The organism is Pantoea sp. SOD02 (genome assembly GCF_024707505.1).
GTDB classification, from domain to species: domain Bacteria; phylum Pseudomonadota; class Gammaproteobacteria; order Enterobacterales; family Enterobacteriaceae; genus Pantoea; species Pantoea symbiotica.
Genome location: NZ_CP102604.1, coordinates 1,878,867 through 1,892,554, shown reverse-complemented (window position 1 = coordinate 1,892,554; position 13,688 = coordinate 1,878,867). Strand labels below are relative to the sequence as shown.

The 13,688-nt window shown below is 56.9% G+C and carries 11 protein-coding genes; 5 read left to right on the top strand and 6 right to left on the bottom strand.

Features of this window, described 5'->3' with window-relative positions:
- Window positions 1-173 precede the first annotated feature (173 nt).
- The 3 genes from malX to add all read left to right on the top strand — a co-directional run bounded on the left by malX (window position 174) and on the right by add (window position 4,055).
- Window positions 174-1,760: a maltose/glucose-specific PTS transporter subunit IIBC gene (malX, locus tag NR302_RS08860; protein WP_258145019.1), complete on the top strand. Its 1,587-nt coding sequence runs from the start codon at window positions 174-176 to the stop codon at window positions 1,758-1,760.
- The gene (locus NR302_RS08855) at window positions 1,760-2,938 is read left to right on the top strand and encodes a MalY/PatB family protein (RefSeq protein ID WP_258145018.1); all 1,179 of its coding nucleotides are present in this window, start codon (window positions 1,760-1,762) and stop codon (window positions 2,936-2,938) included. Before malX ends, NR302_RS08855 begins: the two co-directional genes overlap by 1 nt.
- A 118-nt stretch (window positions 2,939-3,056) precedes the next feature.
- Entirely contained in the window at window positions 3,057-4,055 is a 999-nt protein-coding gene (add, locus tag NR302_RS08850) for an adenosine deaminase (protein WP_258145017.1), read from the top strand.
- 66 nt (window positions 4,056-4,121) lie between these two features.
- Here add and NR302_RS08845 read toward each other — a convergent pair whose 3' ends face one another.
- The 5 genes from NR302_RS08845 to NR302_RS08825 form a co-directional block, all read right to left on the bottom strand.
- Window positions 4,122-5,162 carry an oxidoreductase gene (locus NR302_RS08845; protein WP_258145016.1) on the bottom strand — a complete coding sequence of 347 codons (1,041 nt, stop codon included), beginning with the start codon at window positions 5,160-5,162 and terminating at the stop codon, window positions 4,122-4,124.
- Between the two features lie 77 nt (window positions 5,163-5,239).
- Window positions 5,240-6,157: an arabinose operon transcriptional regulator AraC gene (araC, locus tag NR302_RS08840; RefSeq protein WP_258145015.1), complete on the bottom strand. Its 918-nt coding sequence runs from the start codon at window positions 6,155-6,157 to the stop codon at window positions 5,240-5,242.
- A gap of 67 nt (window positions 6,158-6,224) precedes the next feature.
- The gene (gene araH / locus NR302_RS08835; protein ID WP_008110235.1) at window positions 6,225-7,211 is read right to left on the bottom strand and encodes an L-arabinose ABC transporter permease AraH; all 987 of its coding nucleotides are present in this window, start codon (window positions 7,209-7,211) and stop codon (window positions 6,225-6,227) included.
- A 17-nt stretch (window positions 7,212-7,228) separates the two neighbouring features.
- Entirely contained in the window at window positions 7,229-8,749 is a 1,521-nt protein-coding gene (araG, locus tag NR302_RS08830) for an L-arabinose ABC transporter ATP-binding protein AraG (RefSeq protein ID WP_258145014.1), read from the bottom strand.
- Window positions 8,750-8,847: 98 nt separating this feature from the next.
- Complete coding sequence (locus NR302_RS08825; RefSeq protein ID WP_061720153.1) at window positions 8,848-9,831, bottom strand: arabinose ABC transporter substrate-binding protein; 984 nt, start codon at window positions 9,829-9,831, stop codon at window positions 8,848-8,850.
- Between the two features lie 365 nt (window positions 9,832-10,196).
- Here NR302_RS08825 and NR302_RS08820 point away from each other — a divergent pair, with 365 nt between their 5' ends.
- On the top strand, window positions 10,197-11,882 hold the full coding sequence (locus NR302_RS08820) for a ribulokinase (RefSeq protein WP_258145013.1): 1,686 nt from the start codon (window positions 10,197-10,199) through the stop codon (window positions 11,880-11,882).
- 12 nt (window positions 11,883-11,894) lie between these two features.
- Entirely contained in the window at window positions 11,895-13,397 is a 1,503-nt protein-coding gene (araA, locus tag NR302_RS08815; protein WP_258145012.1) for an L-arabinose isomerase, read from the top strand.
- A 72-nt stretch (window positions 13,398-13,469) separates the two neighbouring features.
- Here araA and NR302_RS08810 read toward each other — a convergent pair whose 3' ends face one another.
- Window positions 13,470-13,688 carry a hypothetical protein gene (locus tag NR302_RS08810; RefSeq protein ID WP_258145011.1) on the bottom strand — a complete coding sequence of 73 codons (219 nt, stop codon included), beginning with the start codon at window positions 13,686-13,688 and terminating at the stop codon, window positions 13,470-13,472.

Below are 13,688 nucleotides of genomic sequence, written 5' to 3'. Positions count from 1 at the left end.
GCGTTCCGTTACCAACGTCCAAATTCAAAGAGGTAAAACGTTACACTGATTGCACCAAAAATAAAGTCTGCAATTAGTCACTCTTTGTGATTATAGCCACAAAAATAAGTGGTAAAACGTTTTATCATCCTTGACCACATTGAAGCCTTTAACTTTTATTGCCAGGAGAGTCTATGTCCGCCAGTCGTCCCAAAATGTCACTTTGGGAGTTTTTCCAAAGTCTGGGCAAAACCTTTATGTTGCCCGTCGCACTGCTCTCGTTCTGCGGCATCCTGCTCGGCATCGGCAGTTCGCTCAGCAGCGGCGATGTGCTCACGCTCATCCCCGCGCTCGATCAGCCTTTCCTGCAATATATGTTTATCTGGCTGGCGAAAATCGGTTCCTTTGCCTTTAGCTATCTGCCAGTGATGTTTGCCATTGCCATTCCGCTCGGTATGGCGCGCGAGAACAAAGGCGTGGCAGCGTTTGCCGGTTTTGTTGGCTATGCGGTGCTGAACCTGAGCATCAACTTCTGGCTCAACATCAACGGCATTCTGCCAACCACCGATGCGGCGGTACTGAAAGCCAATAACGTACAAAATATTCTCGGCATTCAGTCCATCGACACCGGTATTCTCGGCGCGGTGATCGTGGGTATCGTGGTGTTCTGGCTGCATGAGCGTTTCCACAACATTCGCCTGCCGGATGCGCTGGCATTCTTTGGCGGTACGCGCTTTGTGCCGATCGTCACCGCGATGGCGATGGGCGTGCTGGGCTTAGTAGTTCCGCATATCTGGCCATTCTTCGCCCGTGCGATTACCGGCCTCGGCTGGGTGATTAACAGCGCCGGTGAATTTGGCCCGATGATTTTTGGTACCGGCGAACGTCTGCTTTTACCGTTTGGTTTGCAGCACATTCTGGTGGCGATCATCCGCTTTACCGATGCGGGCGGCACCATGGATGTGTGCGGTAAAAGTGTCAGCGGTGCGTTGACCATCTTCCAGGCGCAGCTGGCTTGTGCGGATACGCACGGCTTTGCCGAGAGCGCCACGCGCTTCCTGTCGCAGGGTAAAATGCCGGCCTTCCTCGGCGGTTTGCCGGGTGCAGCGTTGGCGATGTATCACTGCGCCCGTCCGGAAAACCGTCATAAAATTAAAGGCCTGCTGATTTCCGGCGTGGTGGCTTGCGTCGTGGGCGGCACCACAGAACCGCTGGAATTCCTGTTCCTGTTTGTCGCGCCGGTGCTGTATCTGATCCACGCACTGCTGACCGGTTTAGGCTTCACCGTGATGGCGATGCTGGGCGTGACTATCGGTAACACCGATGGCAACGTGATCGACTTCTTCGTCTTCGGCGTGCTGCACGGCCTCTCCACCAAGTGGTATTGGGTGCCGGTGATTGCTGCGGTGTGGTTCGTGTCTTATTACGTCATCTTCCGTTTTGCCATCAGTCACTTCAATATCAAAACGCCAGGTCGCGAAGTGGAAACCAACAGCGTGGAGCAGCAGGTTAATCGCGCAGCTGTCGGTAAATCCGGCTTCAACACGCCAGCGATTCTGTCGGCGCTGGGCGGCGTGGAAAACATCGCTTCACTGGATAACTGCCTGACGCGTCTGCGCATTACCGTGGTTGATATGAGCAAAGTGGATGATGCAACGCTGAAAGCCAACGGTGCGATTGGCGTGGTGCATGTCAATGCCACCAATCTGCAAGTGGTAATGGGCCCGCAGGTGCAATCCGTCAAAGATGAGATGGCACACCTGATGAGCGCGACGGTGTAATGATGCAAGGTTTTGATTTCAATCAGGTGGTAGATCGCCACGGCAGCTGGTGTACGCAGTGGGATTTCGTGGCCGATCGTTTCGGCGTGGCGAACTTGCTGCCCTTCACCATCTCCGACATGGATTTCGCCACCGCGCCTTGCATCATCGAGGCGCTGCAACAGCGCCTCACGCACGGGGTGTTTGGTTACAGCCGCTGGCAGCATGACGATTTTCTTTCTGCCATTCAACATTGGATGCGCAGCCGTTTCGCTACTGAAGTCGCGGCAGAATCGCTGGTTTATGGCCCGTCGGTGATTTACATGGTGGCGCAGCTGTTGCGCCACTGGACGCAGCCGGACGAAGAAGTGCTGATTCACACGCCCGCTTACGATGCGTTTTACAACACCATCAATGGCAATCAGCGGCGCGTGCTGGAGCTGCCGCTGCAGCGCCATGGAAGTGAATGGCTGTGTGACATGGCGGAGCTGGAAACTTTATTGGCGCGTCCGCGCTGTAAAGTGATGCTGCTGTGCAGTCCGCATAATCCTACCGGCAAAGTGTGGCGCGAAGACGAGCTGCGCCAGATGGCCGCGCTATGCGAAAAGCATGGCGTGAAGGTGATCAGCGATGAAATCCATATGGATATGGTGCTGAGTGATGCGCGGCATACGCCGTGGAGCCAGGTTGCGCAGTCAGATTGGGCGCTGTTCACCTCGGCCTCCAAGAGCTTCAATATTCCGGCGCTGACCGGCGCGTGGGGCATCATTCCGGACGAGCGCGATCGTCAGGCGTGGTTCCACGCGCTGAAGCAGCAGGATGGTTTATCCTCGCCGGCAGTAATGGCGCTTGCCGCCACCATCGCCGCGTATCGCGATGGCGCGCCGTGGCTGGATGCGCTGCGTGCCCATTTACGTGGCAATATGCAGCACATCGCGCAGCGCCTGAATACGGCATTTCCGCAGCTTAACTGGCAGCCGCCAGCCGCCACTTACCTGGCGTGGATCGATCTTAATCCGCTTGGCATTGACGAACAGGTGCTGCAACAGCGTCTGATTCATCAACACAAAGTGGCAATCATGCCCGGTTCGACTTACGGTGCAGCCAGCCGCGGTTATGTGCGTCTCAACGCCGGTTGCCCGCGCAGCAAGCTGGATGATGGGCTTGATCGTCTGATCGCCGCGTTAAAATCGTTCTGAAATGCGACGGATGCTGATTAATTCAGCATCCGTTTTCCTGTTTGCGCAAATCGCTGGCGCTGTTGCGCAAGATGTTTTTATAATCCTCTGCACTTTATGAAACTTAAGCGAGTGCGCCATGATTGATCTAAAACTCCCCCTCACCGACATTCACCGCCACCTTGATGGCAATATCCGCGCACAAACCATTCTCGATTTAGGTCGCCAGCATAATCTTGCGCTGCCCGCTGATACACTTGATACATTGCGTCCGCATGTGCAGGTCACCGCGAATGAACCGGACCTGGTGAGCTTCCTGCAGAAACTCGACTGGGGCGTGAAAGTGCTGGGCGATCTTGATGCCTGCCGTCGTATCGCGCTGGAAAACGTCGAAGATGCGGCGCGCGCCGGCATTCACTATGCGGAACTGCGCTTCTCACCGGGCTATATGGCGATGACCCACAAGCTGCCGATTGCCGGCGTGGTCGAAGCGGTGATTGATGGCGTGCGCGCCGGTATTCAGCAATACGGCGTCGATGTGCGCCTGACCGGCATTATGAGCCGTACCTTTGGTGACGAAGCCTGCCTGCGCGAGCTGGAAGGTTTGCTGGCACATCGCGATGGCATCACCGCCGTCGATTTGGCCGGTGACGAGTTGGGCTTCCCAGGCAGCGAATTCCTCAGTCACTTTAATCGTGCGCGTGATGCCGGTTTCCGCATTACCGTTCACGCCGGTGAAGCCGCAGGCCCGGAAAGCATCTGGCAAGCGATTCGCGAGCTGGGCGCAGAGCGTATTGGTCACGGCGTGAAGGCGATTGAAGATCGTGCACTGATGGATTTCCTTGCCGAGCAGCGTATTGGTATCGAGTCTTGCCTGACCTCGAATATTCAGACCAGCACCGTATCGTCGCTGAGCAGCCATCCGCTGAAAACCTTCCTGCAGCATGGCATTCTCGCCACCATTAACACTGACGATCCGGCGGTTCAGGGCGTTGAGTTGGCACATGAGTATGAAGTGGCGGCACCGCAAGCGGGATTGACGGCGGAAGAGATGCGTCAGGCGCAGGATAATGGCGTAACCATCGCGTTCCTGAGTGATGCCGAGAAAGCCGCGCTGCGCGCACGCGTGGCGGGATAAAAAAAGGTGCGCATAACGCGCACCTTACATTGTAGGGTCGCCATTTTTGGCGACCTTTTCACAAAATTAACGCAACGACATAGTCTGGCGCTTCTCGGCGGACTGCAAGCCCAGCTCGATTAACTCCATCACCTGAATCGCTTCTTCTGCCTGTACCGGATTTGCACCTGTGCCCGCAATTGCATCACGAATACCTGCGTAGTACGCCGGATAGTTGCCTGGCAAAGTCAGAAGCTCTTTCTCCACCATCACATCGCCTTCCGCCAGCGTCAGCGTACCGTTGCGCATGTCGTAGCCCCAATCTTCCTGCGGCGGACGTTCACCCGCTTTCAGACGATCTTCCTGAGGATCGAGGCCGTATTTCACGTAGCTGCCGCGCGCGCCGTGCACCACAAAGCGTGCTGATTCCGCCGCCACCAGCATGCTGGCGTGCAGCACCACGCGGCGCGTTGGATAGGTCAACACGGCATGGAAATAATCGGTGGTTTGTGCGCCTGGACGCAGCTCTGCCATATCGACATTGATGGCGACCGGCGTGCCAAACAGCTGCAGCGCCTGGTCTAGCACGTGCGGTCCGAGATCGAACCAAATGCCACTGCCCGCGCCTTTCATTTCACGCCAGCGCTGACGCACTTCAGGGCGGAAACGGTCAAAGTGGGATTCGAAGTAACGCACTTCGCCCAAGGTGCCGTCGTTCAGCAGCGATTTCAGCGTCAGGAAATCGCTGTCCCAGCGGCGGTTATGGAACACCGACAGCAGCAAACCTTTAGCTTTCGCCAGCGCATCCAGTTCACGCGCCTGTGACAACGTCACGGTAAATGGCTTATCGACCACCACGTGTTTACCGGCGTTAAGTGCGGCTTTAGCTAAGGGAAAATGGGTGTCATTCGGGGTCGGAATAACAATCAGTTGCAGTGTCGGGTCATCCAGCAGCGCCTGTGGATCGGAAACCACCTGCACTGACGGCCAGTCAGCATGCACTTTGCTGGCATCGCTGCTCGAGATCGCCGCCAGCTCAACATCCGGCGTACCGGCGATCAAGGGTGCATGAAAGGTTTTGCTGGCAAAACCGTAGCCGATTAGGCCGACACGTAATTTATCGCTCATTCTCATTCCTCTTGTTCGTTACCAGACTGATTTAAGACGAATCGGTCTATAAGAACAAGGCGGAATCACCTGAAAACTCAGGAAATAGCACTCCGTGCGGATTGCCAGCTCTCGTGAGCCACCAAAGCATCCTGCGCATCATGGCTGCGGCGGCGGAAGTCGCTGGGGCTGACGCCAACGCGTTTACGGAACACGCGCGAGAAGTAGAGCTGGTCATCGTAGCCCACTTCGCGGCCAACAGAAGCAATCGGTTCCTGAGTGGTTTGTAGTAGCAGTTTGGCGCGGATAACCCGCTGATCTTCGCGCCAGCGCAGCAGATTAATACCCATTTGCTCGCGGAACAGATGCGCCAGCCGTGACGGCGACAGGCAAACATGGCGCGCCACTTCTTCAATCTTCACTTCACCCGCCAGATGATTGGTGACGTACTGGCAAGCTTCAATCACGCGTGGATCGCGAATCTGTTGATGGCTGCGCGGGTCCTCTTCCACCGCGCGCAGCAGCAGGCGCTCCAGCAGGTTCATCGCCAGCTCTTCAGCGAAGCGACGTCCGGAGTTGTGGGTTTGTTCGATGCTGGCGAACAGGCGATCAAACTCGGCGCGCTGCGCTTCTGACAAATGCAAACGCCCCACGCCCTGGCTTTCATCCTGCCATTGCAGCCAATCAGTCCAGTAGGCGCGCGGACGGAAATAGACCCAGCGATGGAACCAGCACGGACTATCGGGTGCGCGGCCATAATAGTGCGGGGTTTTCGGTTGAAACAGCAGCAAATCGCCCGGCTCGCAGTCGAAGGCGGATTCACCATCAAACACGCGGCCCTGACCTTTAATGGTCAGATTAAGGATGTAGCCTTTCATGCCGTGCGGACGATCGATAAAGAAATCGAGCGCGTCATTGGCGTTAATCGGCGTCAATCCTGCCACCAGCCAGGCATTGAACGCATAGCCCGGCAATAAGGGATTCTGCTGCTCACTCGGGGGTTCACGATGGTACATAGTGGCCTCACTTATCGCGTGAAATGCGGCGAGCGCGCCCGCTATCCGGCGCGCTCAGCCTTGGTTATCAGGCGGCTTTACTTTTCTGTTTGTAGCGGTCAAAAATCACCGCCGCTAACAGTATCAAACCGCGCACCACATACTGTGAGAATGGCGAGATATTCAATAAATTCATCGCATTCTCAACCGTGCCCAGAATCAGCACGCCCGCTACCACGTACGAAATTTTGCCGATGCCGCCTTTCAGCGAAACGCCGCCCAGCACGCAAGCCGAAATCACAATCAGCTCGTAACCGAGCGAGGTCATTGGCTGGCCGCTGGTCATGCGCGACGCCAGAATGATGCCCGCCGCCGCCGACACTAAACCCGACAAGATGAAGATGATGATGCGCGTTCGCACCACCGGCACACCGGCCAGTCGCGCGGCTTCTTCGTTGCCGCCAATTGCCAGCGTATTGCGACCAAAGGTGGTTTTGTTCAGCAGGAAGCCGAACAGCACCATGGTGGCAATGGTCAGCCAGATTGGCGCCGGCACGCCGAGCCAGTTGGCGTAGCCGAGGGTAAAGAAGCGCTCATCTTCAATGCCCACCGCTTTGCCGTCGGAGAAGATATAAGCCAGGCCGCGCACAATCTGCATGGTGGCCAGCGTGGTGATTAAGGCGTTGATTTTCAACCGCGCGATAACAAAGCCGTTAATAAAGCCAGTGGCCATGCCAAGCAGTAAACCGGCCGCGACGCCAATCCACAGGCTTTCGGTCATGTTGATCACCACTGCGGTGACCACACCGGCGCAGGCGATCACCGACGCCACGGAGAGATCAAAGTCGCCTGAGGCGAGGCAGAACAGCATGCCGCACGCCACCATGCCGGACATCGACATCGCCAGACCAAGCCCTTTCATATTGATGATGGAGCCAAAATTCGGCACGAAAATGGCACAAACGATAAACAGCAGTGCGAACACCACCAGCATGCCGAAGTTGTCCCAAATCCGCCCGAGTTGCAGCCCGTTGCGCTGCACCGGTGGCGTGTTGGAAGTGGTAGATGAAGCCATTATTGCTCTCCTTTACATCAGGCCACGGCGGCCGCTTGAGTGGTTTTCGGCATCGCCAGGCTCAGCGTCAGCTGCTCTGTGGCCGTGTCGTGGGACAGTTCACCGGCAATTTCACCTTCACGCATCACCAGAATGCGATCGGCTAATCCCATCACTTCCGGCAAGTCGCTGGAGGCAAACAGCACCGCAATGCCTTTTTTCGCCAGGGCATAAATCAGGTTGTAGATTTCGTGTTTGGCACCGACGTCAATGCCGCGCGTTGGCTCATCGAGCAGAATCACGTTCATCTCTTCCGACAACCAGCGGCCCAGAATTGCCTTCTGCTGGTTGCCGCCCGAAAGGTTCATGATCAGCTGCTGCGGACCCGGCGTTTTGATGTTGAGTGAACGAATGTGGATATCGGCGTTTTTCGCCTCCCAGCTCGGTTTGATCAGACAACCGGCGGTGAGATTGTGGCGACGCGCGCTGATGTTGATGTTATCGCGCACCGAATGCACTGGAATGATGCCCTCAGATTTGCGATCTTCCGGACACAGCATGATGCCGGCGCGGATAGCGTCGATCGGCTGGCGAATGTTGAGCTTTTTGCCATCCAGCGTCACGGTGCCGCCGCGCAGTTTGGTGGCACCGAACAGCCCTTTCATCAGTTCGCTGCGTCCCGCGCCAACCAGACCAAACAGACCCACGATTTCACCGGCGCGCACCGTTAACGAAATCGGCGTGCGCACGCCCTTCGCCTCCACCGCGTCCAGCTGCAGACGCACCGGGCCAAGTTCACGCGGCGCGTAACCATAAATATCCCCAAGATTACGTCCCACCATCGCCTGCACCAGATCGTCGTGATGGGTGTTTTTCATGTCGGTGAAGGTGCGCACGTAGCGACCATCTTTAAACACGGTGATGGCGTCGCTGAGCGCAAAAATCTCTTCCATGCGGTGCGAGACATACAGCACGGTGCGCCCCTGCTCGCGCAGCTGACGGATGACGCGGAACAAGTGTTCAATCTCGCGCGCCGACAGCGAGCTGGTCGGTTCGTCAAAGGCGATGATGCGCGCGTTACGCGCCAGCGCTTTGGCGATCTCCACCATTTGCCACTGGCCGAGCGACAGGTATTTCAGCGGCATATCCGGATCGATGTCCATGCCGAGATTTTGCAACTGCAAACCGGCTTCATAGCGCAGCAGTTTGCGATTCACCAAACCGCGCTTGTGCGGCAACTGGCCGAGATAGATGTTCTCCGCCACGCTCATCTCCGGCACCAAGTGCAGTTCCTGGTAAATGATCGCCACGCCCGCGTCCAGCGCATCTACGGTGGTGTTGAAACTCTTCGGCTGGCCTTTAATGCGAATCTCGCCGCCGCTCGGCTGATAGCTGCCGCTGAGGATCTTCAACAGCGTCGATTTACCAGCACCGTTTTCCCCCATCAGCGCGTGCACTTCACCGGCACGGCAGCTGAATGAGATATCCTGCAGCGCTTTCACGCCAGGAAAGGTTTTGCTGATGCCATGAAACGACAGAAAGGCTTGATCAGTGTTCATGGAAACTCCTAAGTCATTGGCCCTGCGCATGAATGCGCACCCTACAAAACCGCATCGTAGGGTCGCCATTTATGGCGACCTTCCAAAACCGCTGATCCTTACTTCAGCCCTTTCTTATCCAGCTCGGCTTTGAAGTTATCGCGGGTAATCAGCACCACATCGGTGACTTCGGTGAACTTCGGCGGCTCCTGATCTTTGGTTACCCAGTTGTAGAGCATCTGGCTGCTCTTATAACCGTGCACGTCCGGGCTTGGCAGCAGCGAACCGTAGAAACCGGTGGCGGAACCTTTCGACAGCTCACTTACCGCATCAACACCGTTGATGCCGATACCAATCACATCGGGCGCCTTGAAGCCCTGACCTTCGGTGGCGCGTACGCCGCCCAGCACGGTGTTATCGTTCATGCCGAGAATCAGCCAATGTTTAACTTCCGGATGCTGCACCAGCAGCGAGTTACCGGCGTCAAACGCGCCAGGAATATCGTTGGATTTGGTTGGTACCTGATAGATCTGCTTCTCCGGGAAACCGGCAGCTTTCAGCGCGTCCATCGAACCGCTGGTGCGACGGCGGGCGGTGTCGAGCTCGTTGGCGGTGATGGCCATCACGCCGGTCTCTTTCACATCCCAACCGCGTTTCTGCATCTCTTTATACAGTTCTTGTCCCTGACGCTCGCCGATCTTGGTCGCGGCCATCATCACTAATGGCACGGTATCCATCGGCTTGCCTTTGGCGGTGACGAACTGGTCATCGACGGCGATCACTTTCAAGCCGTAACCGCGCGCTTTGGCGACAATCGCCGAGCCGAGTTTGGGATCCGGCGTACAGATAACGAAGCCTTTCGCACCGCTGGCGGCCAGGCTATCGATAGCGTTGAGGGTTTTCTCGCCGTCAGGCACCGCAATTTTGATCACTTCGAAACCGAGATCCTTGCCGGCTTTATCCGCGAATTTCCATTCGGTTTGGAACCAGGGCTCTTCCGGTTGTTTGACAAGGAAACCGAGTTTCATGGTCTCGGCGATAGCGGATTGTGACATAACCGCAGCGAGACCAACCGCCGCCAGCGTTTTAGTGAATTTATGCATGATGCTCTCCGGCACAATGTTGTTTTAGGCTGTTATTAACCAATCGGTGTAAACGCTACCAATCAAATAATTCTGTTGGGTACAGCTAAAAATCAGCGCGTTAGCACAAAGGTTGTACAAAGGCTGCGCAAACGCTGGGCTAGTTGTAGCGGGAATGGAGATGAAAAATGTAGAGCGGTATCACATCCCAAAACGATGACAAAATCCTCCATATATTCAGCAAATTTAACCGGTCGTTAACTTTTGCTATGGATCACACATCCTCGCCGATGGCAGAAAAGTGCATATTCTCAGCGACTGATGACTAACCGCTTCTGCCGCCCCATTCCAGGATAGAGCCAGATAACTCACACAGGAGAATCCCAATGGGTGCTGGCACCATAACAATTGGGCTGGATTTCGGCAGTGACTCGGTGCGTGCGCTGGCCGTGGACTGTCACAGTGGCAAAGAGCTGGAAAAAGCGGTGGTCAACTATGCACGCTGGGCCAACGGCGAATTCTGCGACGCGCACGCCAACCGCTTTCGTCACCATCCGCAGGACTATATTGATGCGTTAGAACAGGCGATTGTCACCGTGGTTAACGCCTTAACGCCTGAACAGCGCGCCGCCGTGGTCGGAATTGGCGTGGATTCTACCGGCTCGACGCCCGCGCCCATCGATCGTAATGGCAACGTGTTGGCGCTGCGCCCGGAATTCGCCAATAACCCCAACGCGATGTTTGTGCTGTGGAAAGATCACACCGCGATTGAAGAAGCCGAAGAGATCAATCAGCTGTGTCGAAGCGGTCGTTTCAACGATTACACCCGCTATATTGGCGGCGTGTATTCGTCGGAGTGGTTCTGGGCCAAGATACTGCACGTGTCACGCGCAGATGCTGCGGTACGTGACGCGGCAGTGTCTTGGGTGGAACTGTGCGATTGGGTGCCCGCGTTGCTCAGCGGCACCACCGCACCCGCGCAATTGCGTCGTGGACGCTGTGCCGCCGGGCACAAATCACTGTGGCATCCGGAGTGGCAAGGCTTGCCGCCGGCTGACTTCTTCCGCGCGCTCGATCCTCTGCTGGTCGAGCAGCTTGATTCTCCCCTGTTCGCAGAAACCTGGACCGCCGATGTGCCGGTTGGCACGCTCAGCAGCGAATGGGCGCAGCGCCTTGGCTTATCAGAAAAGGTAATACTTTCGGGCGGCGCGTTTGACTGCCACATGGGCGCGGTCGGTGCCGGTGCGCAGCCTTATACGCTGGTGAAAGTGATTGGCACCTCAACCTGCGACATTCTGATTGCCGACAGCGACACCGTTGGCGACCGCGCCATTAAAGGCATCTGCGGCCAGGTGGATGGCAGCGTGGTGCCGGGCGCGATTGGCTGCGAAGCCGGTCAGTCGGCGTTTGGCGATATTTATGCCTGGTTCAGCCGTTTGCTCGGCTGGCCATTGCAGCAGGCGGCGCAGCAACATCCCGAGCTGCAACCGCAGTTAGCCGCGCTGCAAAAGGATCTGATCCGTAATCTCACCGAAGCCTGGGCGGCCAATCCGCAGCTCGATCACCTGCCGGTGGTGCTCGACTGGTTCAACGGCCGCCGCACGCCGGATGCTAATCAGCGCTTAAAAGGCGTGATCACCGATCTTAACCTTGGCACCGATGCGCCCGCGCTGTTTGGTGGCCTGATCGCCGCGACCGCGTTTGGCGCACGCGCCATTATGGAGTGTTTCGAACAGCAGCAAATTCCGGTGCAGAGCATCCTGACGCTCGGCGGCATCGCCCGCAAATCCCCCGCCATCATGCAGGCGTGCTGCGACGTAATGAACCGTCCGCTGGATATCGTCGCCTCTGACGAGTGCTGCGCGCTCGGCGCCGCCATTTTTGCCGCCGTCGCTGCGGGCGTGTATGCCGATGTGCCTGCCGCCCAGCACGTGATGGCCAGTCCGATTGATGTCACGCTGCAACCCAACGCCGAGCGCGTGGTGGTTTATCAGCAACTTTATCAACGTTATCAAAACTGGTGCCAGGCCGCTGAACCGCAGTATGCCGCACGCACCGCATCCGCTGAGTAAAGGAGAGATTTAATGGAACAGCACAACGCACAACAGGTGTGGTTTGTAATTGGTACGCAGCACCTTTACGGCGCGGAAACCTTGCGTCAGGTTGAACAGCACGCTCGCCAGGTAATGGAGGGCTTGAATCAAGCTGGCACTTTGCCGGTGTCGCTGGTGCTGAAGCCGCTGGTGAAATCACCGGACGAAGCGCTGGCTCTGTGCCGCGATGCCAACCACGACAATCAGTGCGTCGGCATCATTACCTGGCTGCACACCTTCTCGCCAGCCAAGATGTGGATTGGTGGCCTGAGCATCCTCAATAAGCCGCTGCTGCAATTCCATACCCAGTTCAACGCGGAGATTCCGTGGGACAGCATGGATATGGACTTTATGAACCTCAACCAAACCGCTCACGGCGGCCGCGAGTTCGGCTTTATCGGCGCGCGCATGGGTTTGCAGCACAGCGTGGTGACGGGTCACTGGCAGGATAAAGCCAGCCAGCAGCGCATCGGACGCTGGATCAATGCCGCGCTGGCAAAACAGGCCAGTCAGCAGCTGAAAGTGGCGCGCTTCGGCGACAACATGCGCGAAGTGGCGGTAACTGAAGGCGATAAAGTTGCGGCACAGATTCAGTTTGGTTACTCCGTGAATGGCTGGGGCGTGGGCGATCTGGTCGAGGTGGTCAACAGCGTTAGCGATGGCGACGTCAATGCGCTGATCGACGAATATGAAAGCCAATATCGCTTTACCGATGTAGCAGCGGTTAACGGCGAAAAGCGTCAAAACGTCCTGGATGCGGCACGCATTGAGCTGGGTCTGAAGCGTTTCCTCGAAGCTGAAGGCTGCAAAGCCTTCACCACCAACTTCCAGACCTTGCACGGCATGACGCAACTGCCCGGTTTGGCGGTGCAACGCTTGATGGGCCAGGGCTACGGCTTCGCCGGTGAAGGCGACTGGAAAACCGCCGCGCTGCTGCACATCCTCAAAGTACAAGCGGGCACGCGTGCAGGCGGCACTTCCTTTATGGAGGATTACACCTATCACTTCTCACCGGGCAACGATTTGGTGCTGGGCTCGCACATGCTGGAAGTGTGCCCGTCCATCGCCAAAGAGGAGAAGCCGCTGATTGATGTGCAGTTCCTCGGCATTGGTGACAAAGCCGATCCAGCGCGCATGATCTTCTCCACGCCAGCCGGGCGCGCGGTGAATGCCAGCGTTATCGATATGGGCGATCGATTCCGTTTACTGGTGAATGTGGTGGACGCCATCGAACAGCCCAAACCGCTGCCAAAACTACCGGTGGCGCGGGCGCTGTGGCGTGCCCAGCCGTCGCTGGCAACGGCCTCCGAAGCCTGGATTCTGGCCGGCGGCGCGCACCACACGGTGTTCAGCCAGGCGCTGGATCTGGATGATATGTATCTGTACGGCGAGCTGAACGGCATTGAAGTGCTGGTGATTGATGAGGAGACGCGCTTACCGGCATTTAAAGATGCGCTGCGCTGGAATGAGGCGTATTACCGCCTGGCACGTTGAAATTGATTGAAGCTAAAAAAGCCGCGCTTATCGCGGCTTTTTTATTGGCAGTGGTCGCCATGAATGGCGCCCCTACAAGTGAATCTTCGTAGGGTGCGCATTCATGCGCACCTGGGATAAAGCAGCGATGAAATTATCCACGAGGTCAGGAAAGGCCAGCCCGAAGAGCAAAGCGTCCGAGCCATGGATGGCGAGGCCGATCTGCAGGGATGCAGGGTTTCTTTGCGATCGGGCTGGCCTTTTCTGGCCTTTGCGCCGATCCAAAAGCCACAAAGCAAACCAGGTGGCCAT

What these genes read in the sequence shown, in the direction of transcription:
- malX (WP_258145019.1), top strand. Translation starts at nt 174, where the DNA reads ATGTCCGCCAGTCGTCCCAAAATGTCACTTTGGGAGTTTTTCCAAAGT.
- NR302_RS08855 (WP_258145018.1), top strand. Translation starts at nt 1,760, where the DNA reads ATGATGCAAGGTTTTGATTTCAATCAGGTGGTAGATCGCCACGGCAGC.
- add (WP_258145017.1), top strand. Translation starts at nt 3,057, where the DNA reads ATGATTGATCTAAAACTCCCCCTCACCGACATTCACCGCCACCTTGAT.
- NR302_RS08845 (WP_258145016.1), bottom strand. Translation starts at nt 5,162, where the DNA reads ATGAGCGATAAATTACGTGTCGGCCTAATCGGCTACGGTTTTGCCAGC.
- araC (WP_258145015.1), bottom strand. Translation starts at nt 6,157, where the DNA reads ATGTACCATCGTGAACCCCCGAGTGAGCAGCAGAATCCCTTATTGCCG.
- araH (WP_008110235.1), bottom strand. Translation starts at nt 7,211, where the DNA reads ATGGCTTCATCTACCACTTCCAACACGCCACCGGTGCAGCGCAACGGG.
- araG (WP_258145014.1), bottom strand. Translation starts at nt 8,749, where the DNA reads ATGAACACTGATCAAGCCTTTCTGTCGTTTCATGGCATCAGCAAAACC.
- NR302_RS08825 (WP_061720153.1), bottom strand. Translation starts at nt 9,831, where the DNA reads ATGCATAAATTCACTAAAACGCTGGCGGCGGTTGGTCTCGCTGCGGTT.
- NR302_RS08820 (WP_258145013.1), top strand. Translation starts at nt 10,197, where the DNA reads ATGGGTGCTGGCACCATAACAATTGGGCTGGATTTCGGCAGTGACTCG.
- araA (WP_258145012.1), top strand. Translation starts at nt 11,895, where the DNA reads ATGGAACAGCACAACGCACAACAGGTGTGGTTTGTAATTGGTACGCAG.
- NR302_RS08810 (WP_258145011.1), bottom strand. Translation starts at nt 13,688, where the DNA reads ATGGCCACCTGGTTTGCTTTGTGGCTTTTGGATCGGCGCAAAGGCCAG.